At 57.8% G+C, this 21,114-nt stretch carries 19 protein-coding genes; 8 read left to right on the top strand and 11 right to left on the bottom strand.

What is annotated here, in order from left to right; translation table 11 throughout:
• Positions 1-5 precede the first annotated feature (5 nt).
• From infB to pnp, 5 genes are all read left to right on the top strand, one after another.
• A complete protein-coding gene (infB, locus tag MDHKLMBL_RS10315) occupies positions 6-2,555 on the top strand; it encodes a translation initiation factor IF-2 (RefSeq protein WP_104270746.1) in 2,550 nt (849 codons plus the stop codon).
• Positions 2,555-2,977: a 30S ribosome-binding factor RbfA gene (rbfA, locus tag MDHKLMBL_RS10310; protein WP_008171536.1), complete on the top strand. Its 423-nt coding sequence runs from the start codon at positions 2,555-2,557 to the stop codon at positions 2,975-2,977. Before infB ends, rbfA begins: the two co-directional genes overlap by 1 nt.
• Positions 2,974-3,915, top strand: coding sequence for a tRNA pseudouridine(55) synthase TruB (gene truB / locus MDHKLMBL_RS10305; protein ID WP_014578291.1), 942 nt, complete (start codon positions 2,974-2,976; stop codon positions 3,913-3,915). The genes rbfA and truB overlap by 4 nt, the downstream gene beginning before the upstream one ends.
• Before the next feature lie 78 nt (positions 3,916-3,993).
• Positions 3,994-4,263, top strand: a complete 270-nt coding sequence (gene rpsO / locus MDHKLMBL_RS10300) for a 30S ribosomal protein S15 (protein WP_008171539.1) — start codon at positions 3,994-3,996, stop codon at positions 4,261-4,263.
• Positions 4,264-4,621: 358 nt separating this feature from the next.
• Positions 4,622-6,736: a polyribonucleotide nucleotidyltransferase gene (gene pnp, locus MDHKLMBL_RS10295; RefSeq protein WP_425269237.1), complete on the top strand. Its 2,115-nt coding sequence runs from the start codon at positions 4,622-4,624 to the stop codon at positions 6,734-6,736.
• Here pnp and MDHKLMBL_RS10290 read toward each other — a convergent pair.
• The 10 genes from MDHKLMBL_RS10290 to MDHKLMBL_RS10245 all read right to left on the bottom strand — a co-directional run bounded on the left by MDHKLMBL_RS10290 (position 6,712) and on the right by MDHKLMBL_RS10245 (position 16,442).
• Positions 6,712-6,942 (bottom strand): hypothetical protein, encoded by a 231-nt coding sequence (locus MDHKLMBL_RS10290; RefSeq protein WP_008171543.1) that lies wholly within the window; start codon positions 6,940-6,942, stop codon positions 6,712-6,714. The two genes, pnp and MDHKLMBL_RS10290, sit on opposite strands and share 25 nt — an antisense overlap.
• A complete protein-coding gene (locus MDHKLMBL_RS10285; RefSeq protein ID WP_008171545.1) occupies positions 6,929-7,807 on the bottom strand; it encodes an alpha/beta hydrolase in 879 nt (292 codons plus the stop codon). The genes MDHKLMBL_RS10290 and MDHKLMBL_RS10285 overlap by 14 nt, the downstream gene beginning before the upstream one ends.
• Positions 7,777-9,642: an Lnb N-terminal periplasmic domain-containing protein gene (locus MDHKLMBL_RS10280; RefSeq protein WP_008171546.1), complete on the bottom strand. Its 1,866-nt coding sequence runs from the start codon at positions 9,640-9,642 to the stop codon at positions 7,777-7,779. The genes MDHKLMBL_RS10285 and MDHKLMBL_RS10280 overlap by 31 nt, the downstream gene beginning before the upstream one ends.
• Before the next feature lie 89 nt (positions 9,643-9,731).
• The gene (locus tag MDHKLMBL_RS10275) at positions 9,732-10,196 is read right to left on the bottom strand and encodes a DUF3015 domain-containing protein (RefSeq protein ID WP_008171548.1); all 465 of its coding nucleotides are present in this window, start codon (positions 10,194-10,196) and stop codon (positions 9,732-9,734) included.
• Positions 10,197-10,436: 240 nt separating this feature from the next.
• On the bottom strand, positions 10,437-11,138 hold the full coding sequence (locus MDHKLMBL_RS10270) for an ABC transporter ATP-binding protein (RefSeq protein ID WP_008171549.1): 702 nt from the start codon (positions 11,136-11,138) through the stop codon (positions 10,437-10,439).
• A gap of 9 nt (positions 11,139-11,147) precedes the next feature.
• Positions 11,148-11,903 (bottom strand): high-affinity branched-chain amino acid ABC transporter ATP-binding protein LivG, encoded by a 756-nt coding sequence (gene livG / locus MDHKLMBL_RS10265; RefSeq protein WP_008171552.1) that lies wholly within the window; start codon positions 11,901-11,903, stop codon positions 11,148-11,150.
• A gap of 6 nt (positions 11,904-11,909) precedes the next feature.
• The gene (locus MDHKLMBL_RS10260) at positions 11,910-13,181 is read right to left on the bottom strand and encodes a high-affinity branched-chain amino acid ABC transporter permease LivM (RefSeq protein WP_008171555.1); all 1,272 of its coding nucleotides are present in this window, start codon (positions 13,179-13,181) and stop codon (positions 11,910-11,912) included.
• A complete protein-coding gene (gene livH / locus MDHKLMBL_RS10255; protein ID WP_014578284.1) occupies positions 13,181-14,104 on the bottom strand; it encodes a high-affinity branched-chain amino acid ABC transporter permease LivH in 924 nt (307 codons plus the stop codon). Before livH ends, MDHKLMBL_RS10260 begins: the two co-directional genes overlap by 1 nt.
• Positions 14,105-14,266: 162 nt before the next feature.
• Positions 14,267-15,379, bottom strand: coding sequence for a branched-chain amino acid ABC transporter substrate-binding protein (locus MDHKLMBL_RS10250; protein ID WP_053113032.1), 1,113 nt, complete (start codon positions 15,377-15,379; stop codon positions 14,267-14,269).
• A 154-nt stretch (positions 15,380-15,533) separates the two neighbouring features.
• Positions 15,534-16,442, bottom strand: coding sequence for a tetratricopeptide repeat protein (locus tag MDHKLMBL_RS10245; RefSeq protein WP_053113031.1), 909 nt, complete (start codon positions 16,440-16,442; stop codon positions 15,534-15,536).
• Between the two features lie 165 nt (positions 16,443-16,607).
• Here MDHKLMBL_RS10245 and MDHKLMBL_RS10240 point away from each other — a divergent pair, with 165 nt between their 5' ends.
• The gene (locus MDHKLMBL_RS10240; protein ID WP_008171562.1) at positions 16,608-17,102 is read left to right on the top strand and encodes a MarR family winged helix-turn-helix transcriptional regulator; all 495 of its coding nucleotides are present in this window, start codon (positions 16,608-16,610) and stop codon (positions 17,100-17,102) included.
• 28 nt (positions 17,103-17,130) lie between these two features.
• Here MDHKLMBL_RS10240 and lon read toward each other — a convergent pair whose 3' ends face one another.
• A complete protein-coding gene (gene lon, locus MDHKLMBL_RS10235; protein ID WP_104270744.1) occupies positions 17,131-19,581 on the bottom strand; it encodes an endopeptidase La in 2,451 nt (816 codons plus the stop codon).
• A gap of 207 nt (positions 19,582-19,788) precedes the next feature.
• Here lon and trxA point away from each other — a divergent pair, with 207 nt between their 5' ends.
• Both trxA and MDHKLMBL_RS10225 read left to right on the top strand, forming a co-directional pair.
• Positions 19,789-20,652 (top strand): thioredoxin, encoded by an 864-nt coding sequence (gene trxA / locus MDHKLMBL_RS10230; RefSeq protein WP_014578279.1) that lies wholly within the window; start codon positions 19,789-19,791, stop codon positions 20,650-20,652.
• 85 nt (positions 20,653-20,737) lie between these two features.
• Positions 20,738-21,064 (top strand): hypothetical protein, encoded by a 327-nt coding sequence (locus MDHKLMBL_RS10225; protein ID WP_014578278.1) that lies wholly within the window; start codon positions 20,738-20,740, stop codon positions 21,062-21,064.
• The last annotated feature ends 50 nt before the right edge of the window (positions 21,065-21,114 follow it).

The following is a 21,114-nucleotide window of genomic DNA, read 5'->3' as shown; positions in this document are numbered from 1 at the left end:
CCAGTATGGCTGAAGTAACGGTAAAACAACTGGCCGAAGATGTAGGCGCTCCCGTGGATCGTTTGCTGAAGCAGATTGTGGAGGCTGGCCTGAAAGCCCGCTCCGAGAATGATTCTGTCTCCAGCGATGAGAAGCAGCAGTTGCTGGCCTATTTGAGAAAGACTCACGGTGAGGCCGACGCCGAACCGCGCAAGATTACCCTGAAGCGCAAGACCACTACGACGCTCAAGGCCGGCAAGGCAAAGACCGTCAATGTTGAGGTTCGCAAGCGCCGTACCTACATCAAACGGGCTGAATTGCAGCCTGAGGCTGAAGCGCCGAAACCGGAAGAGTCGGTAGCTGAGCAGCAGCCGGAGCAGGCACCGGTGGAAGAGGCGCCAAAGGTAGCGGCCGAGCAGGCCCAGCAGCCGGAAGCAGAGAAGCCCGCAGAGGCAGCGACTGCAGAGCAGCCGGAGCAGGCAGAGAAGGCCGCGCCGAAGAAAGAGCCGGAGCCTGAGCCCGAGCCGGTTCCCGCTCCGGAAGATATGCCGATGCCGCCGCCCGAGGGCGATGGCAAGGACCGCAAGCCGAAGAAAAAGAAAGAAAAAGTTCGCGAGCGCGGCGACGAGATCGAAGAGGGCAAGCCGAAGAAGAAGCAGGCAGGCCATCGTGGTCCTCGCAGTCGTCCGGTGGAAGAGCCGCTGGTTATCTCCGAGGATGAGGAAGAGACCACGCTGCGCAAGCCGCTGCGTGCGAAAAAGAAACCCAAAGAGAAGCGTCATGCTTTCGAGAGGCCGACCAAACCAATGGTCAGAGAAGTAGAGATTCCGGAAACGATATCTGTCGGTGACCTTGCCCAGCGTATGGCAGTCAAATCGGCTGATGTTATCAAGACCCTGATGGGCATGGGCGTCATGGCCACCATCAACCAGGCACTGGACCAGGAAACTGCCGTTCTGGTGACCGAGGAATTGGGGCATAAAGCCAAGACCGTCAGCGACGATGCGTTCGAGGAAGAGGTTCTGAGCGAATTCTCCTTCGAGGGCGGCGAAAAGACCAAGCGCGCTCCGGTTGTGAGCGTGATGGGTCACGTTGACCACGGTAAGACCTCCCTGCTGGACTACATCCGTCGTACCAAGGTGGCCTCCGGTGAGTCTGGTGGTATTACCCAGCACATTGGTGCTTACCACGTAGAAACGGATCACGGCATGGTGTCCTTCCTGGATACCCCGGGCCACGCGGCCTTTACCGCCATGCGTGCCCGCGGTGCCCAGTGCACGGATATCGTTGTCCTGGTGGTTGCCGCCGATGATGGCGTGATGCCGCAGACCAAGGAAGCCGTTCAGCACGCGCGCTCCGCTGGGGTGCCGATCGTTGTTGCCATCAACAAGATGGACAAGGAAGAGGCCGATCCCGATCGCGTCAAGACCGAGTTGGCGGGTATGGAAGTCATCCCGGAAGACTGGGGCGGTGACGTTCAGTTCGTGCCTGTTTCAGCACACACCGGTGAGGGCATTGAAGATCTGCTGGAGGCGTTGTTGCTTCAGGCAGAAGTGCTCGAGCTTGAGGCGGCAACCGATGCGCCTGCCAAGGGCGTGGTCGTAGAATCCAGCCTTGAGCGTGGCCGCGGTTCCGTTGCGACTGTCCTGGTACAGAACGGTACCCTGCGTCAGGGCGACATGGTTGTAGCCGGTTCCTACTTCGGTAAGGTCCGGGCGATGACCGATGAAGCCGGCAAGCAGGTCAAGGGGGCAGGCCCGTCTATTCCGGTCGAGATCCTCGGTCTGAACGGTACACCGGATGCCGGTGACGAGTTCTTCGCCGTTGCCGACGAGAAGAAGGCCAAAGAGCTGGCCGAGTTCCGTCAGAGCCGTGAGCGGGAGCAGCGTCTCCAGCGTCAGCAGGCCGCCAAGCTTGAGAACCTGTTCGAGAACATGGGCAAGGACGAGGTCAAAACCCTCAATGTTGTGCTCAAGACCGACGTTCGGGGTTCGCTGGAAGCCATCACCAAGGCCTTGCAGGACCTGGGTAACGATGAGGTTCAGGTCAAGATCGTGTCTTCCGGTGTTGGCGGTATTGCCGAGACCGACGTCAGTCTGGCCATGGCAACCAATGCGGTGATCTTCGGTTTCAACGTCCGTGCCGACACAGCGTCCAAGCGCCTGGTTGAGCAGGAAGGTCTGGATCTGCGCTACTACAGCATCATCTATAACCTGATTGATGATGTGAAAGCAGCCCTGACTGGCATGCTGGCACCGGAATTCCGCGAAGATATTGTTGGCATCGCCGACGTGCGTGATGTGTTCCGTTCGCCGAAGTTTGGTCAGGTGGCCGGTTGCATGGTTACTGAAGGCACGGTTTACCGTAACAAGCCGATCCGGGTTCTGCGGGACAACGTGGTTATCTTTGAAGGCGAGCTGGAATCCCTGCGTCGCTTCAAGGACGACGTACCTGAAGTCCGTAACGGTATGGAATGCGGTATTGGCGTTAAGGGTTACGACGTGAAAGTCGGCGACCAGATCGAGGTCTTCGATCGCGTCCGGGTCGAGCGCAAGCTTGAGTCCACGGGGGCCTGATGCCAAGAGAGTTCAGTCGTATTGATCGCATCGGCGATCAGATGCAACGGGAACTGGCCCAGCTCATCCAGCGGGAAGTCAAAGACCCGCGGGTGGGTATGGTCACGGTCAACGCAGTCAAGGTCAGTCGTGATCTTGGCTACGCCGATATCTATGTTTCCCTGCTTTCCACCGAAGAACTGACGGAAGAGTCTCCGGAGGTCAGGGAATCGATTGCGGTGCTCAACAAAGCCTCGGGCTTTCTGCGGGGCCAGGTAGGTCGCGCAATGAAGCTGCGGGTTGTGCCACAGCTGCGTTTCCACTTCGATACGCTGCAGGGATACAGCCGCAAAATGGATAGCCTCATTCGGGAAGCGGTCGGCGACAAGCCGGCCGTTGACCGCACCGACGATGATCAGGATGACCCGGAGCGTAACGCTTGAGCCGCAGACGCAAAGGCCGTGACGTTAACGGTATCCTCGTTATCGACAAGCCGGCAGGTGTTACCTCCAACGGCATCCTGCAGCAGGTGAAGCGCCTGTTCGGGGCCGCCAAGGCGGGCCACACCGGCGCTCTTGATCCCCTGGCCACGGGCGTGCTGCCGCTGTGCTTCGGTGAGGCCACCAAGTTCTCCCAGATGATGCTCGACAGCGACAAGGCCTACATTGCCACCGCCCGGCTCGGAGTCCGAACCGAAACTGGTGACAGTGAGGGCGCCGTCGTTGCCGAGAAACCTGTACCGGCCGGTCTCACCGCGGAGGTGTTGGAGCCGTTACTTGACGGTTTCCGGGGTGATATCCAACAGGTTCCCTCCATGTACTCGGCGCTCAAGCACAAAGGGCGTCCGCTCTACGAATATGCTCGCGAAGGTATCGAGGTGGAACGTCCGGCAAGACCGGTGACCATTTACGAACTGACGCTCCTGGATATTCGCGAGAATGAACTGGATATCGCGGTCAGCTGCACCAAGGGTACGTACATTCGCTCACTGGTTGAGGATATCGGTGAAGCCCTGGGCTGCGGAGCCCATGTGACGGCGCTGCGCCGTACCATGGCGTCCGGGTTCACCCTGGCCGATGCCCATGCTGTGAGTGATCTGGAGGCGATGCGTGAGCGGGGTGAAAGCCTTGATGGTCTCCTCGTGGCACCGGATGCCGCGCTGTCCATGTTCCCCGAGCACCGTCTGGCGGGGCAGGCGCTGGTATCGATCTTGAACGGACAACCGGTTAGAATACCGGGTCAGGCTTACGACGGGTTCGTGCGTCTCTATGCGAATGAGAGCGCTAACGAAAGCTTCGTCGGGCTTGCAGAAGCATTCCCGGAAGGCGAGCAGACCAATCTGGTCCCACGCCGACTGGTGAAAAGCAGCGGAAAGCGTTAGGCGCGTCGCTGTCTAGCCGGGCTGTAGAGATGCGCGGTTCGGCCGTATTCGAAAGCATCGCAAACAATGAGGTGAGTTATGGCACTTTCTGCCAACGAGAAAGCACAGATCGTTAAGGATTTTCAGCAAGGTGATGGCGATACCGGTTCCCCTGAAGTTCAGGTGGCACTGCTGAGCGCGAACATCAACAAGCTGCAGGATCACTTCAAGGCCAACAAGCAGGATCACCATTCCCGCCGCGGCCTGATCCGGATGGTAAACCAGCGTCGTAAGCTGCTGGACTACCTCAAGCGCAAGAACGCCGATCGTTACCTGGAGCTCATCCAGCGTCTGGGTCTGCGTCGCTAATCCGGGTCTTTACGACCTGAGGGCTGTGCCGGTACGTCCGGCGGCAGTCGTCAACCAGCAGTCCTCCTCGCGGGGACTGCTGGTTGTGTTTTTTCCCACTGCAGTTGGATTGTCTGTGTGTTCGAAGGATTCCCTGTCGTAATGGAAAGCCGAAATTGATAGCAGGTTGTTGAAAAGCCCGGGCCTGGCGGCCTCCGGAACTGCCGCCTCCCAGACCGGGGTTTTGCAACAGCCTGTTAGCTTTCAGACGGGTTGCTCTTCAGACCACAGCACATCATCTGCAGAACTATGGTTTTGAGCGCAGGGGCGCCCGGAACGAATCAATCTGGAACAGATAGACCAGGAGTTTTTTGTGGATCTGAAACCTTTCAAGAAATCATTTGAGCTTGGCGGCAAAACCGTCACTCTGGAGACCGGCCGTATTGCCCGTCAGGCAACCGGTTCCGTACTGGTAACCGTGGATGATATTTCCGTTCTCGGCACCGTTGTTGGCGCCAAAGAAGCCAAGCCCGGCCAGCCGTTCTTCCCGCTGACCGTGAACTACTTCGAGAAGACCTACGCCGTGGGCAAAATCCCCGGTGGCTTCTTCAAGCGCGAAGGTCGTCCTTCCGAAAAGGAAACGCTGACCTCCCGCCTGATCGACCGTCCGATTCGTCCGCTGTTCCCGAACGGCTTCATGAACGAAGTTCAGGTCATCACCACGGTCATGTCCTCCAGCAAGAACCAGGACCCGGATATTGCCGCGATGCTGGCGGCTTCTGCCGCTCTGTCCATCTCCGGTATTCCGTTCGATGGCCCCATCGGTGCGTCCCGCGTGGGCTACACCAATGAGCGCGGTTACTTCCTGAACCCGACGTTTGAAGAACTGCAGACCTCCCTGCTGGATATGGTCGTTGCCGGTACTGAAGACGCGGTTCTGATGGTGGAATCCGAAGCCAAAGGCCTGACCGAAGACCAGATGCTGGGTGGCGTGCTTTATGGTCATCAGGAAATGCAGACAGCGGTTACCGCCATCAAGGAATTTGCTGCTGAAATCGGCAAGCCCCGTTGGGACTGGCAGCCGGCCGCCGAGAACACCGAGCTGCTGAATGCCATCAAGGCCGACTTTGCCGGTGCTATCGAGGAAGCCTACGGCATCCGTGACAAGATGGCCCGCTACGAGCGTCTGGGCGAGGTAAAAGCCGCTGCCGTTGAGAAACTGGCCGGTGAAGAGGAAGGCCAGCCTTCCGAAGAAGAAGTCAAAAAGTACTTCGGCAAGATCGAGAAGAGCGTGGTTCGCCAGCAGGTCATTGATGGCAAGCCGCGGATCGATGGTCGTGACAACAAGACTGTCCGTCCGATCGAAATTGAAGTGGGTGTTCTGCCCAGCGTTCACGGTTCCGCCCTGTTTACCCGTGGCGAGACCCAGGCCATCGTGACCACCACTCTGGGTACGTCCCGTGATGTGCAGATCATTGATGCTCTGGAAGGCGAGCGCAAGGATCCGTTCCTGTTCCACTACAACTTCCCTCCGTACTCCGTGGGTGAAGCTGGCCGTGTAGGCACCCCGGGCCGCCGCGAAGTTGGTCACGGTCGTCTGGCCAAGCGTGGTGTTCTGGCGGTTATGCCTACCCTGGAAGAATTCCCGTACGCCATCCGTGCGGTTTCCGAGATCACTGAATCCAACGGTTCCAGCTCCATGGCTTCTGTCTGTGGCTCCAGCCTGGCACTGATGGACGCGGGTGTACCCATCAAGGCACCGGTTGCCGGTATCGCCATGGGTCTGGTCAAGGAAGGCGACAAGTTCGCGGTTCTGACTGACATCCTGGGTGACGAAGATCACCTGGGCGACATGGACTTCAAAGTTGCCGGTACCCAGGAGGGCGTAACTGCCCTGCAGATGGATATCAAGATCAACGGCATCACCGACGAGATCATGGAGCTTGCGCTTGAGCAGGCACACGCAGCGCGTCTGCACATCCTGGGCGAGATGAACAAGGTTATCTCTACCCCACGTGCCGAGCTGTCTGCCCGTGCTCCGAGCATCACCACCATCAAGATCAACCCGGAGAAGATCCGTGACGTTATCGGTAAGGGCGGTTCTGTTATCCGCGCGATCTGTGACGAGACCGGCGCCTCCATCGATCTGGATGATGATGGCAACGTGAAGATCTACGCCGACAACCAGGAAGCTGCCCAGGCGGCGGTTAACCGGGTCAAGGAAATCACGGCCGAGATCGAAGTGGGTGCTATCTACAAGGGCCGCGTAGAGCGCATTGTAGACTTCGGTGCCTTCGTTAACATCCTGCCTGGCAAGGATGGTCTGGTGCACATTTCCCAGATCTCTGATCGCCGCATCGAGAACGTGACTGACGAGCTGAGCGAAGGTCAGGAAGTTCTGGTGAAGGTGCTGGATGTGGACAACCGTGGTCGCGTGAAGCTGTCCATGAAGGAAATCAAGGAAGGCGATCAGCCGACCGATTTCTCTGCCTGATCGTTTTCGGGCTTGATAAAAACCCGCCTTTCCTCTGGATTGGCGGGTTTTTTCTTGCGCTTGGCTTGGTTGCAAGCGGCTGTTGGGTTTCCCTTTTCAAAAGACGCTACGAGCACATCCATGTGCGCTTGTTTCGGGCCGTCCTTGGCCCTCAACACTTTTGAAAAGGGAAACCCAACAGCCGCCCACACTCTATCGCCCAGCATTCATGAAGCGAAGCACCTCTCTCCGGTACCCGGGAATAACAAACGTCGCCCCGTGAGGCGTATCCGTCTGCAAGAACTCTTTGGGCTCCTGTGCTGCCTCAAACAGCGCCTCTCCATGATGAAAGGGAATAATCCCGTCTCGAACGCTGTGGATTACCATCACCTGCACCGGACTGATCCTAGGAATATGATCCACACCTTCGTAGTCGTCGGGTATGGTCCAGCTTAGCGGGATCTGCAACGGCCAGGTAAGCCAGAACCCACCTAATTTCTCCCGGGCGATCTTGCGAAAGCCGGAGAAGGTACCATCCAGGATTACACCGTCCAGCCGGGGCTGTTCCTCCCTCTGAGTCCATTCACTGGCCAGGGCGATTCCGAGACCGCCGCCGAGGCTCTGGCCGAGGATGTATAGGGGGCGGTCGGTCACGTCAGGTTTTTTGGCCAGCCAGCGCAGGCCGGTTTCCACGTCGTGCAGCGCGCCTTCGATGTCCGGGTCACCGGTGGATTTGCCGTAGCCCCGGTAGTCGATGGTAAAGACGTTGTAGCCTCTCTCGGGCAGCCACGCTACGTTGAGGATGTGGCTGCTGACGTTCTGGGCGTTGCCATGCAGGAAATAGACTGTGCCCCTGGCGTTGTTCTCAGGGGCTTCTGCGGGCAGCCACCAGCCATGGAGGGTTTCGCCGTCGGCCGTGTCGAGGTAGATGTCTTCGTATTCGAGGTTCAGTCGGTCCGGGGTGATGTAAGTCACCCGATCCGGGTAAAAGAAAACGCTGCTGCAACCGGATAGCAGCAGAAGCGCAACCAGAAGCCCGCTTAACCGGGCCGTGGTGGCAGTCAGAAATACGCGTGGATTCCGGCGTGCCATAGGCTTTGATACCTGTCGTAGTGGTCTTCCCGGGTGAACTCGGCAAACAGACTGAACTCGCGGCCGATGTGCCAGTTGGCTTTGGCGTAAAGCTGATCCTGGCGGTGTTGGCTGCTAACGATCCAGGCCTTGGTTTTGGCACCGGCGAGCAGGCTGAACTGGTTGTTCTGATGGAGCAGGCCGATGTCGGCGCCCGGGGCAGCATCGTAGCCTCGGCGCAGGTCGTCGTCGATTTCAAGGTCGGCGGTGGCGATGGCAAAGGCCTGGGTCTGGTTGCCAAGGCGCCAGCTGCCGCCAGCTCCGCCCTCGAGATAGGGCGTCAGGACCCGATCGTTGCCAGTATCCGTGCGGCGGCCACCAAAACCTACCTGCCAGGACAGTGGCGAGAAAAAGGCGTTCCGCGGGCTCAGGGAGCGGATTTCCACGCCGGTAAGCTGTTCCAGTTGAAGTTCGTCGTTGTCGGTATACAGGCGCGCGTCGAGTCGGAGGAACTGCAGCTGGGCACCGGTACGGTAGCCGGCCGGCGGGTCCAGCACATCGTGGTAGGCCGGGCGCAGGGTCAACTGGGTGAATTCCCTGTGTGCCTGCTGGCCTGCTCCGAGGCTCAGTCGGAAGGTGTCGTGGCCCTGATCATCCCGAACTACCGGTTCGGGTGGTTCCTCGGGCGGTGCGACGTCGCTGATCTGGCTGCGCTCTCTCAACAGGTCATGGGAGAGTGGTGCGGCGATTTCACGGGGCCAGCCGTCGGCCTCGCTCTTGTATCGAACATAATCGTAGGTGGCGTCCAGAACATGTGCTCTTTGCTCGGCTGGCAGTGACTTCACTTCGCTACCATCAGCGGCTACATATCCGTTGGCGACGGCTGCCGCAAGGGTCTGTTGATCGTCGGGCAGGCTAGAGAGACTGTAGGCCACCGACGTGGCAGCCGAGGGGCGGTAGTAGACTTCGCTGACCAGATCCTTGTCGACCACCCAGCGAACCGTGTCCGACGGAATGGCGTGAGTGCTTACTTCCCCCAAAAGGTCCGTGCCCGGGCGGGCAATGTCTATCAGCGCCAACAGGCGATAGGCGCAGTTTTCATCGAAGAAGTAATAATCAAAATTCCGATCCCGTATTTCCCAGGCGTGGGCAATCATCAGGTCCACTTCATCCTGGGTAAGGTTCAGTTTGTACTCCCACAGGTCACGATGTTCGATGTCGGAGTAAAGCCGAATTTTCTCGTAGTACGGCTGGACCGTAGTGATGCCGGGATAGCCGCCGAAAATGCCCTTGTACGCGAACAGCAGTTCACTGTCGTGGGCGGCGGCATCAGCGGCATAGGAGATTGTGTTGGCCAGCAGCAGGTTGGTTTCGTCGTCATCCTGGGGTGGGTCCAGGCGCAGAAACGTGTGGCCGAACATGGAAGACGGGCTGTTGAGGTAAGAGGCGGCAAACACCAGGGTCACCGTCTCGGTGTTCAATGTTTCCGACCATTCCTGGAAGCCGGGACACTCGATTTCCGGTAGCGACAGATCGAGTTGCTGACTGAGCCAGGTCGCCCGTGCCGGGAAGCGGCAGAGGGCGTGGTCGTCGCCTTCCCCGTCTATCTGGATAGCATCCAGGGTGGCTTTGAGCTCTGCCCGGGGGGAGTGCTTGCCATTTTCGCTCAGGAAAAAGGCCGGATCATCGGCCTGGCTGGTATATCCGCTACCAAACCTGTCGGGTTGATAATGAATGAGTGTGAGCCAGGCAGGGTCGAGATGGAGCTCGGTTGCGTGTTCAGGCGAATTGGCCTGGGTCGGCAGGCTGACTGCAAGCCAGATCAGGGCTGGCCCAATGCGAAGCATGTTGCCCATGGGTTGGTGCTGCATCCGGGGTTGAACAGGGTAGAGAATGGAACGATGCGCCGTCCCTGGCGCATGAGAGTCCCTTCAAGGAGCCTGGATCAGGCTGCTACGTATTTGCTGAGTGACTCGTTTTGCTCCAGGAGCGCGACGATGGCGTCCACGGCTTCGCCGGAGGTGGTGTCAGAGTCCGGGAAAATGGTGGCAAAGTTGTCCTGCAGCACCTTGCGGAACGCATCGCGATCCGCTTCGTCAACACCCAGAAGTACTGCCAGGGTGTCCAGGTTCTCGCCGGAACCGCGGGACATGTCCCGGGCCACCTTGTCGATGTTGCTGTCCATGTACATGGCCATGGACTGAACAGACTGGTTGGTCTGGCAGCCAAGGGTACCTGTGGTCATACCAAACGTCTGGTTACCAAAGGTACCGTTGGTGGTTGCAGCGAGTACGTGGGGGGCAATGCCGGATTGTCCTTTCCAGATCATGGCACCGACGCCACAGCCCGGTTGGGCAAAGGCCATGGAAGAGGCACCAAGAAGAATTGCACCTGCGATCAGTTTTTTCATTATCCACTCCTTCCTGTGGTTTAAAGCTGTCGTCGCAATACACAATGCTGCTCCTGACGTGGAGCAGCATTGCGAAAACGGCCCTGACTGGTCTTGTGGAGACAGGTTGACCGTTGATCTGAGTATAGTTGAAATCCAGCCAACGCAAGTTTAAAGATTGGTGAGTATTTGATTTAGCCCAAAAAAAAACCGGAGCAGCGTGCATGCTCCGGTTTTATGCTTCGAGGCAAGGATCCAGGATCAGCCGCCCAGATAGGCGTTCTGGACATCCGGGTTGTTGAGCAGATTCTTGCCCGTGTCGTGCAGGCGAATCTTTCCGGTTTCCAGCACGTAACCCCGGTCTGCCAGGTTGAGGGCCTGGTGGGCGTTCTGCTCGACGAGGAAAACCGTAATGCCTTCCTCGCGAAGCTGGCCGATGATCTCGAAGATCTGCTTGATAATCAGCGGTGCCAGGCCCAGTGATGGTTCATCAAGGATGATCATCTCTGGCCTGCTCATCAGGGCCCGCCCGATAGCCAGCATTTGCTGCTCGCCGCCGGACATGGTGCCGGCACGCTGATGTTCACGTTCCTTGAGGCGCGGGAAGAGCTCGTAGACGTGCTCCTGGCTCTTGCGGATTTCGGCCTTGGTGTTGAAGAAACCACCCATGTGGAGGTTTTCCTCCACGGTCAGGCCCGAGAACACCCGACGCCCCTCCGGAACAATGGCGATGCCGGAGCGCATGATCTGCGCCGTGGATTCGTTGGTGATTTCCCGGCCCTCCAGGAAAATGCGTCCTGAACTGGCCCGGGGGTTACCGCAGACGGTCATCAGCAGCGTGGTCTTGCCGGCGCCGTTGGCGCCGATCAGCGAGACGATCTCACCCTTTTTGACTTCGACAGACACCCCGTGCAAGGCCTCGATCTTGCCGTAGTGGGTATGGACATCTTCTAGTACTAACATGTGTTTACCTCAGGCCTCGCCCAGATAGGCTTTGATCACGTCGTCGTTCTGGCGGATTTCTTCCGGTGTGCCACTGGCCAGGGGGCGGCCCTGGTTGATGACGTTGATGCGGTCGGAAATATCCATTACCAGGCTCATGTCGTGCTCAATCAGCACTACGGAAACGTTGTAGTCCTCTTTCAGGCTGATGATCAGCTGGTTGAGTTCCTTGGTTTCCGCCGGGTTGAGGCCGGCTGCCGGCTCGTCGAGCATTAACAGCTTGGGCTCGGTGACCATGCAGCGGGCAATCTCCAGACGCCGTTGCTGACCGTAGGCGAGGTTGCCGGCTTCCCGGTTGGCCAGATCCAGCAGGCCAACCCGATCCAGCCAGTAGGCGGCCCGATCCAGGGATTTCTGCTCTTTGGTCCGGTAACTGGGGGTTTTGATCAGGCCCGAAATCAGGTTGGTGTTCAGGTGGCGGTGTTGAGCCACCAGCAGGTTTTCCACCACCGTCATCTGGCTGAACAGCCGCACATGCTGGAAAGTGCGCACCATACCCAGTCGGGAGATCTTGTAGTCGGGTTTACCCTGTACTTCCTTGCCCTCGAACAGGATCTTGCCGCCCGTGGGCTTGTAAAAACCGCTCATGCAGTTGAATACAGTGGTTTTTCCAGCCCCGTTGGGGCCGATGATGGACACAATCTCGTGTTCCTGAACGTCCAGAGACACTTCGTCTACCGCCAGCAGGCCGCCAAAGCGCATGGACAGATTCTGTACTTCAAGCATCGTCTGTCACTCCTGCCTTTTGAGTTCAATATGAATGCGGCGCATGGGCATCAGGCCCTGCGGACGCCAGACCATCATCAGCACCATAGCGGCACCGAAGATCAGCATGCGGTATTCGGAGAACTCACGGGCCAGTTCCGGCAGGATGGTGACAGCGATTGCCGCCAGTACCACACCGATCTGGGAACCCATGCCGCCGAGAACCACGATCGCCAGGATGATGGCAGACTCCAGGAAAACAAACGATTCCGGGCTGATGAAGCCCTGCTTGGAGGCGAACACAGTGCCGGCAAAACCGGCAAAGAAGGCGCCAATGGTAAAGGCGGACAGCTTCACTGCGGTGCGGCTGAGACCCAGGGAGCGGGCAGCGATCTCGTCTTCCCGCAGTGCTTCCCAGGCCCGGCCCACGGGCATCCGCATGAATCGACGGATTACGAGCGCGGTGAATACCGCCAGAACCAGGGCAATGAGGTACAGGAAGATAACCTTGTGCTCACCGCTGTAGGCGATGCCGAAGGTTTCGTGGAACGAGGTGTTGCCCTCTTCCTTCACCCGGCGCCCGAATTCCATGCCGAACAGGGTTGGATCGGGGATGCCACCAATGCCGTTGGGGCCGCCAGTCAGCGTCGTCCAGTTGTTCAGGAGTATCCGGATGATCTCGCCAAACCCGAGGGTTACGATGGCCAGATAATCCCCCCGCAACCGGAGTACCGGAAAGCCCAGCACCAGACCGAACAGGGCGGCAAGCAGAGCACCGATAGGCAGTGCCAGCCAGAACGAAATGCCGGTGTACTGGGAGAGCAGGGCAAAGGTGTAGGCGCCCACGGCGTAGAATGCCACGTAGCCAAGATCCAGAAGTCCGGCCAGACCGACCACGACGTTCAGGCCAAGGGCCAGCATCACATAGATCAGCACCAGTGTGGCCAGATCCACGGAACCGCGGGACACGAAGAAGGGCCAGAATAGTGCAAGAACCACGATGCCGGTCAGTACCCAGGACTCAATCTTTGCCCGACGGTTTTCCGCCATCGGCTCTTTGTTGGATTGGGGCAGAGGATGGGGAATGCTCTTCAGGCCTCCCATGATCTGTTCCCGGAACATCTGGAACAGGAATACGATCACTGCCGCGAGCAATACCATCACGATGGTGGTGGCATCGGCGCCGGTCAGGGTCACGTTGATGCCCTGGGCCTCAAGATTGAACCCAATGATCGGGTAGGAAATGATCAGTGTAATGAACGCGCAGAAAAGTGCGTGTCTGAAATTGTTAGCAGCCATCAGATCTTCTCAACCTCCGGTTTGCCGAGCAGGCCGGTGGGTTTGAACAGCAGAATCAGAATCAGCAGGCTGAATGAGATCACATCCTTGTACTCACCGCTGAGGTAGCCGGAGGTCATGCTCTCTGCCACGCCCAATATCAGTCCTCCCAGCATCGCGCCGGGTATGCTGCCAATGCCGCCAAGTACCGCTGCGGTAAAGGCTTTCAAGCCGGCAATGAAGCCGAACAGAGGATCAACCGAACCGTAGTACATGCCCAGAAGCAGGCCGGCAACGGCTGCCAGTGCCGCACCGATCACAAAGGTTGCCGAGATGATCCGGTTGGTGTCGATGCCCAGCAGGTTGGCCATACCCAGGTCCTGTGACACGGCCCGGCAGGCGCGGCCAGTCCGTGAACGGGAAATAAACAGGGACAGGGCTGTCATACAGATCAGTGTGGTGATGAAGATGGTGATCTGCATATAGGACAGGGACATCTGGAAACCGTCACCGGAACCGAAGTTGAAACCACCGTCAATCAGGGCCGGGAAACCAATGTTGCGGGATCCCTGTGCCAGGTGAACGTAGTTCTGCAGGAAGATGGACATGCCGATGGCGGAGATCAGCGGGATCAGGCGGTGACGCCCCCGCACGGGCCGGTAGGCCACCCGTTCCACTGCCCAGCCCATGGAGCTGGAGACGATCATGGCACACAGCAGTGCGACGATCAGTATCAGTGGCAACCAGGCAATGCCAAGAGCGGCGAGGCCGGTAATGGCAATCAGCGCCGTGTAGGCACCGATCATATAGATTTCACCATGGGCAAAGTTGATCATGCCGATGATGCCGTAAACCATCGTGTAGCCGATGGCGATCAGGGCGTAAGTGCTCCCGATCGTCAGCCCGTTGATGAGCTGCTGTGAGAAATAAAGGAGGTCTTGCATTGTTATGGGACTCCGAAAGCCTGCTCCCTCCGCTACCACACCCCGTGTCCGGGATATCCGGGCAGGAAGTGGGGGAGGATCAACAGGAGCCTAGAAAAACACCTTCTCCCGGATCGCGGTGAGAAGGTGTTCTCATGATTACCGTTTGTTAACGATTTTGGCTTAGTTTACCGGAGTTTTGCTTCCATCTGAATGCCATTCGTACACAACAAACTCGAATGACTTCATGTCGCCGGCCTTGTCGTATTCAACGGTGCCGATCGGAGTCTGGAAGGTGCCTTCGCGCAGCGCAGCGGCAACATCGAACGGATCGGTGGAGTCGGCCGCTTCAATACCTTCTGCCACCAGTTGAACCGCGGTGTAGGAGGTCAGAACGAACGGACCGGAAGGATCCTCGCCTTTGTCCTGGAACGCCTTCACGAGCGCCTGGTTTTCAGCTTTCTGATCGAATGCCGGTGGCAGGGTTACCAGGAGGCCTTCGGCTGCTTCGCCGGCGATAGTATTGATGTCCTTGTTACCCACGCCCTCTGGGCCCATGAAACGGGCATCCAGACCAGCGGAGTCAGCCTGGCGCAGGATCAGACCCAGCTCCGGGTGGTAACCGCCGTAGTAAACGTAGTCCACATCAGCTTGCTTGAGCTTGGTGACCAGTGATGAGAAGTCCTTGTCACCGGCGGTGATGCCTTCGAACATGGCGATTTCAACGCCAGCGTCCTTCAGGGTGTCACGAACCGCGGTGGCAATACCTTCACCGTACTGCTGCTTGTCGTGAACGATGGCCACGCGCTCAGGACTCTGTGAGGCGATGTAGTTGGCGGCAACCGGGCCCTGCATGCTGTCGAGGCCGATCGTACGGAACACCAGTTCATAGCCACGCTCGGTAATTTCCGGGCTGGTGGAAGCCGGCGTCACCATCAGGATGCCTTCATCTTCGTAGATGTCAGATGCGGGCTGGGTAGAGCTGGAGCACAGGTGGCCGATTACAAAACGAACGCCATCGTTGACCAGGCTGTTGGCAACCGTTACGGCCTGCTTCGGGTCACACACGTCGTCGTATTCAACGGCAACGAGCTCTTCGCCCATGACACCGCCATTGGCGTTGATCTGCTCGATCGCCATGCGGGCGCCAGAGAATTGCATGTCACCATACTGGGCAACGGGGCCAGTCATGGGGCCGGCGATACCGATCTGGATTTCTGCGGCGGCGTGGCCGGCACCCATCAGGGCGACGGAAGTACTAACAGCGGTTACGAGTTTTTTTACTGAAGTTCTCATTGAGTCTGTCCTGTTTTATTTCAGGGTTATTCTTGTGTTCTCAGAGAGTTAAAAAAACACCACACCTCACTGCTTGTCAAGCAGATGGCTCTGGAGTTTGCTCCGGAACACGGGCCAGTCTGCAAAGGCAAAACCCGTGCCGCTCTGAACGTTGTCACGCGTCCCTGCCGTCTTCTTCATCCTCTGAGACCAGCACCCGGAAGCTCTCATGTTCGCGGAGCTGATCAAAACTCACGTCTACGGAAGCATCGTCGCGGTATGCCTCGGAAATTTCAATAGCTTTCTTCAAGGTGCTTACTGCGTCCTCCCAGCGGCCGATTTCCGCATAGGCGCATGCCAGCTGATAGTGCGCGTGGCCATTATCCGGTGCAAGCTTCAGCGCGCGTTGGCAGAGACTGATGGCCCACAACGGTTCCTGCATTTCCAGGACAGCGTCGGCCTTGTAACTCAGAGCTTCCACATCATCCGGGCGAAGATCCAGAATCTGGTCGTAGGCGGAAATCTTGTTCTGCTGTGAGGTTTCCTGGCTGGCTTTCAGCCACAGGGAATGCACTTCGTTGGTGCGCTCGATCTCGGCCTGGTTCTGGTGAATGATGTCGGATTTCTGCTTGAGCTGGTCCTCGATGAACTCGAGCCGTTGCTCATACTCGATCACCAGCTCGTTGACCCGTTTTTCGGCCAGACTGGTCAGCTGATTGCGCATGTCCCGGATGGAGTTCCAGCCGATCACCACGAGAATGGAGGTGGCGCCGGCGATCAAGTAAAAGAAGTAGGTAACGGTATCGGTGGCATAGGACATGGTTTTGTCGGCAACGGACAGTTCCTTGTCTACCACCTTTTCGATCAGTTCTGCGCGGGTGTTCTGCATTTCTTTGCGCAACGCTTTGCTCTCTTCTAACAGGTAAAGCTCGATGAAAGGGGTATACATCGGCTTTTCCAGCGTCTTGATGCTCTCTCTCAGGTCTTCTGAGGTGAGTTCTCCCTCTGGCCCCAGTTTATCCTGGGCGAAGAGGGTACCGGCGAACGTCGTCATCAAAAGAAAAGGCAGGAAATACTTGATCATCGGGCGCATTCCGTCCGTCTGTCGTAAGTGGAACAAGTGGGAAACCTTAGCATAGTGGAAGGCCGAAGAAATGCCGGGAATCTCCCTGACTTGCAATCATGGGTGCAAAGACCTCTAATAGTTAGGGGTATAAAGAAATTCCCATGACCGAATCGGAGTATTGCTGTGAACAGTTATGAAGATGTACTGGTAGCTCTCAGGCGGGTTATCCGGGCGACGGACCTTCATTCGAAGCGTCTCAGCAAGCATGCCGGGCTCACGGGGCCCCAGCTGCTGATCATGAGAACGATTCGGGATCTGGGCGAGGTGACTATCGGCACCATTGCGGAAAAGGTCAGTCTCAGCCAGGCGACGGTAACCACCATCCTGGATCGCCTCGAGCATCGGAAACTGGTTTATCGGGTACGCAGCACCCAGGACAAACGTAAGGTTCACGCGCACCTGACCGAGGAAGGTGCAGATCTTCTGGCCCGGGCGCCCAATCCGTTGCAGGAGGATTTCATTCAGAAATTCCAGAGCCTGGCAGAATGGGAGCAAACGATGATCCTGGCTTCGCTTCAGCGGGTGGCCAACATGATGGATGCGGATGATATTGATGCATCACCGGTGCTAACCGTTGGGTCGGTTCTGAAGGATGACGGGTGGAAGGAGAAAGCCTGACCTCAATGAGCCAGGCTTTCTCCTGCCATTAGTGCACCGAAGACCCTTTCCTCGGCTTATTGGCGAAGCACACCTGGAAAACATCGCTGTAATGCTTGGCAAAGTTCACCGCCAGGCCTTCCTTCAGGTACTGCGGCAGCTCCTCATAATCCCCCCGATTGGCTTCCGGCAGGATCAGGTTACTGATTTTCTGCCGACGCGCCGCAATGACCTTCTCTCGAATGCCGCCTACCGGCAGCACCTGTCCGGTCAGGGTGAGCTCTCCGGTCATGGCGATGTTTTGTTGTGGCGCCTCTCCGCGTGCGATCGACAGCAGGGCGGTGGCCATCGTGACACCGGCGCTGGGGCCATCCTTCGGCGTGGCGCCTTCGGGCACGTGCAAGTGCACGAAGGACTTGTCGAAGAACGTCGGGTCGCCTTTGAAGCGCTTGAGGTTTGAGGACACATAGCTGTAGGCGATTTCTGCGGACTCTTTCATGACATCACCCAGCTGGCCCGTCAGTTTAAAGCCGCGTTGTGCGCTGTGAATCCTGGAGGCCTCGATGCTCAGGGTGGCTCCGCCCATGGCGGTCCAGGCCAGGCCAGTGACAACGCCGGTGCCTTTCAGGGATTTCTCTTTCTTGAACGAAGGCCGCCCCAGATAACTCTGCAGATCCGACACGCCCACCTTGACCGGCTGGTCCGGGTTTTCCAGCAGCTTCACGATCCCCTTGCGGAGTATCTTGTGCAGGAGTTTTTCCAGGCTCCGCACGCCGGCCTCTCGCGCATAGCCCTCAATAACCTGCTTGATCGCTGCGTCCGTGATGTTGAGCTGCTTTTTCAGCAGCCCAGCCCGCTTCAGCAGTCTGGGAAGCAGGAAGTGCTTGGCGATGGCCAGTTTCTCTTCCGCGATATAGCCGGACAGACGAATGACATCCATGCGGTCCAGCAGCGGCCGCGGAATCGTGTCCAGCTGGTTCGCGGTGCAGATGAACAGAACCTTTGAGAGGTCCATGCGGACATCCAGATAGTGGTCCAGGAAGTCGCGGTTCTGTTCAGGGTCCAGTGTCTCCAGCAGGGCAGAGGCCGGGTCGCCCTGGAAGGACGCACCGATCTTGTCGATTTCATCCAACATGATGACCGGGTTCGCCACTTTTGAATCTTTCAGTGCCTGGACAAACTTGCCTGGCATGGCGCCGATATAAGTGCGGCGATGGCCTTTGATTTCAGCTTCGTCCCGCATGCCGCCAACGCTGAAGCGATAGAACTTCCGCCCCAGTGCATCCGCCACGGAATGGCCGATCGATGTCTTGCCAACGCCCGGTGGGCCTACCAGCAAGAGGATCGAACCGCTGACCTCGCCCTTGATCGTTCCTTCCGCCAGAAATTCGATGATTCGGTCTTTCACATCGTCGAGGCCGTCGTGATCGCGGTCGAGTATCCGCCTTGCTTCGGCCAGATCGAAGTGATCTTCCGAGTGAACGCCCCAGGGAACCTGGGTCAGCCAGTCCAGATAGTTACGGGTAACGCCATATTCCGGGGAGCCCTGTTCCAGCACCTGCAGTTTTTCGAGTTCATCCCGGAAACGCTCCTGCACAGCCTCGGGCGGTTGCAGCTCTGCCATGCGCTGCTCGAAACGCTCCACGTCTGCGGTCTTGTCGTCCTTGGCCATGCCCAGCTCACGCTGGATGACCTTGAGTTGTTCCTTCAGGAAGAACTCGCGCTGGTGCTTCTGCACCTTGGCGTTAACCTCCTCGCTGATTTCCGACTGCAGCCGAGCGACTTCCTGTTCCTTGCGCATCAGGAGCAGGACCTTTTCCATGCGGCGGAGCAGGGGAACGGTGTCCAGCACATCCTGCAATTCGTTACCCGGAGCGCTGGTCATCGAGGCGCCAAAGTCGGCAAGCGGAGAACTGTCATCCGGCCCGAACCGGGACAGGTACTGTTTTACCTCCTCGCCGTACAGCGGATTGGTGCGCAGCAGCTCCTTGATCGCGCTGATAATGGCCAGGGTGTAGGCCTTGAGTTCGTCTGCCTCTTCTTCCGGTTCTGCCGGATATTCCACTTCAACCAGGTAAGGCGGTTTGCGGCGCAACCACTGGACAATCCGAAAGCGTTGAAGCCCCTGGGCGATGAATTGAACCTTGCCGCTTTCATTCTGGGCATGATGTACGCGCACGGCGCAGCCGACGGTCTCCAGCTGTTCGCTGGCAGGAACGCCTGCCTCCGCATCCTCTTCTTCCACAAAACAGATACCCATGACCTTGTGGTCGGTTTCGCCGACCCGCTTCAGGGTTTCCTGCCACGGATTCTGGTTGACCACCACAGGCTGCACCTGGGCCGGGAAAAACGGACGGTTCGAAACCGGCAGCACGTACATGCGCCGGGGCATCATCTGCTGGGGCAGGGCAAGGCTCTTGCTGTGCTCGTCCTTGCCGATATATTCGGTCACGTCCTCTTCGAATTCCTCTAGTGAATCGTTTTGCGTCTCATCATTCATGCCGCGAGTATCCATCCGGAAAGGTTGTGAATCTGCCCGGGACGGGCTGCTGCGTCGTTGCCCCGGGGCGTTGCTTATTAGCTATGTAACGGCAGATACGGTGATTTCAAGGAGTTGGGTTGGCGCTGTTGGCGCTTGAATTTCCGGGAGTTGGCCCCATGTCTCTGGCAGTTTCCGATGATTCATACGACTTTTCAGGTGCCTTGCATGAGCAACTCTCCGTATATTTTTGACGCTACCATGGAAAACTTTCAGCAGAAGGTGATGGAAGCCTCTGCCAGCACACCCGTTCTGGTCGATGTCTGGGCTGAGTGGTGCGCTCCGTGCAAGCAGTTGATGCCCTTGCTGGAAAAGCTCGCTGAGGATTACCAGGGCGCGTTCATGCTCGCCAAGGTGAACGCGGACGAGCAAGAGCAGCTTACCTCCAGCCTTGGTGTGCGCAGTCTGCCAACGGTCATTCTGGTCAAGAATGGCCAGGCGGTGGATGGATTTAACGGTGCGCTGCCGGAAAACGAAATCCGCAAGGTTCTGGACAAGCATGTTGAAGCGCCAAAGGAGGATCCGTATGACAAGGCCCATCGGATCTGGGAAGAGGGCGATGTTGAGGGAGCGCTGGCCATCCTGTCGCAGATGAACCAGGAGGATCCCGAGAACCTGAAGGTACTGATTGATCTTGCCCAGCTGAAAGCGGAGATGGGTGATCTTGAGACGGCTGAACAGGTACTGGAAAGCCTTCCGCCGGAGGAGAAGATGCAGCACCAGGCAAAGCAGTTGGCGGCCCGCCTGAAGTTTCTCCGGCAGTCTGCCGAGCTGCCACCGATCAAGGATCTCGAAATGGCGCTGGAGCAGGATCCCAAAGACCCGAACGCTCTGCATCAGTTGGCGCTCCACCACGTATTACAGGAGAACAACGCCGAGGCCATGGATCTTCTGATCCGTTTGATGCAGGTGGACAGTAAATACAAGGACGAAGTGGCCAAGACAACGCTGATCGAGCTGTTCGACAAGCTGGGTAACAATAACCCGGATGTGCGGACCTATCGGCGAAAGCTCTATACCCTGATGCACTGATTAGGTTGCTCGGGGAGATCAGAACCCGAGGTTGAATCCGGGGCCGGGTGAATGTCTTCATCCGGCCCTCGTTCAAGCAAACACAATGCTCAAGCTCCCACCCCAGCCAGACAATTGCGAACTCTGCGAACGCCCGGTTGCCAGGCTCACCCGGCACCACCTTATCCCCAAGCACCTGCATCGGAAGAAGCGCTTCCAGAAACTGTTCACCAAAGAAGATCTGATCACCCGAACCCTGTGGGTGTGCAGGCCGTGTCATAACGCCATTCATAAAGCTCGCTCGGAATACGAACTGGGTCTGTACTTCAACACCCGGGAAAAGCTGCTGCAGCTGGAGGAGTTGCGGACGTTTGTTGAGTGGCTCAGGGACAAGCCAGAGGGGTTTGTGCCCAAGTTTGTGAGGCAAAAATAACGAACCTGATCCAATGACTAATAGATGCAGTATTCATAGGCTCATTTATT

It is taken from the genome of Marinobacter flavimaris (assembly GCF_002933295.1).
In the GTDB taxonomy this organism is placed as follows: Bacteria; Pseudomonadota; Gammaproteobacteria; order Pseudomonadales; family Oleiphilaceae; genus Marinobacter; species Marinobacter flavimaris.
Note: the sequence above shows the minus strand (reverse complement) of the source record. Positions and strands in the feature narration are given on the sequence as shown.

What these genes read in the sequence shown, in the direction of transcription:
- infB (WP_104270746.1), top strand. Translation starts at nt 6, where the DNA reads ATGGCTGAAGTAACGGTAAAACAACTGGCCGAAGATGTAGGCGCTCCC.
- MDHKLMBL_RS10260 (WP_008171555.1), bottom strand. Translation starts at nt 13,181, where the DNA reads ATGGCTGCTAACAATTTCAGACACGCACTTTTCTGCGCGTTCATTACA.
- trxA (WP_014578279.1), top strand. Translation starts at nt 19,789, where the DNA reads ATGAGCAACTCTCCGTATATTTTTGACGCTACCATGGAAAACTTTCAG.
- MDHKLMBL_RS10280 (WP_008171546.1), bottom strand. Translation starts at nt 9,642, where the DNA reads ATGGGCAACATGCTTCGCATTGGGCCAGCCCTGATCTGGCTTGCAGTC.
- rbfA (WP_008171536.1), top strand. Translation starts at nt 2,555, where the DNA reads ATGCCAAGAGAGTTCAGTCGTATTGATCGCATCGGCGATCAGATGCAA.
- livG (WP_008171552.1), bottom strand. Translation starts at nt 11,903, where the DNA reads ATGCTTGAAGTACAGAATCTGTCCATGCGCTTTGGCGGCCTGCTGGCG.
- MDHKLMBL_RS10225 (WP_014578278.1), top strand. Translation starts at nt 20,738, where the DNA reads ATGCTCAAGCTCCCACCCCAGCCAGACAATTGCGAACTCTGCGAACGC.
- lon (WP_104270744.1), bottom strand. Translation starts at nt 19,581, where the DNA reads ATGAATGATGAGACGCAAAACGATTCACTAGAGGAATTCGAAGAGGAC.
- rpsO (WP_008171539.1), top strand. Translation starts at nt 3,994, where the DNA reads ATGGCACTTTCTGCCAACGAGAAAGCACAGATCGTTAAGGATTTTCAG.
- MDHKLMBL_RS10290 (WP_008171543.1), bottom strand. Translation starts at nt 6,942, where the DNA reads ATGCTGGGCGATAGAGTGTGGGCGGCTGTTGGGTTTCCCTTTTCAAAA.
- MDHKLMBL_RS10250 (WP_053113032.1), bottom strand. Translation starts at nt 15,379, where the DNA reads ATGAGAACTTCAGTAAAAAAACTCGTAACCGCTGTTAGTACTTCCGTC.
- MDHKLMBL_RS10275 (WP_008171548.1), bottom strand. Translation starts at nt 10,196, where the DNA reads ATGAAAAAACTGATCGCAGGTGCAATTCTTCTTGGTGCCTCTTCCATG.
- MDHKLMBL_RS10245 (WP_053113031.1), bottom strand. Translation starts at nt 16,442, where the DNA reads ATGATCAAGTATTTCCTGCCTTTTCTTTTGATGACGACGTTCGCCGGT.
- livH (WP_014578284.1), bottom strand. Translation starts at nt 14,104, where the DNA reads ATGCAAGACCTCCTTTATTTCTCACAGCAGCTCATCAACGGGCTGACG.
- MDHKLMBL_RS10285 (WP_008171545.1), bottom strand. Translation starts at nt 7,807, where the DNA reads ATGGCACGCCGGAATCCACGCGTATTTCTGACTGCCACCACGGCCCGG.
- MDHKLMBL_RS10270 (WP_008171549.1), bottom strand. Translation starts at nt 11,138, where the DNA reads ATGTTAGTACTAGAAGATGTCCATACCCACTACGGCAAGATCGAGGCC.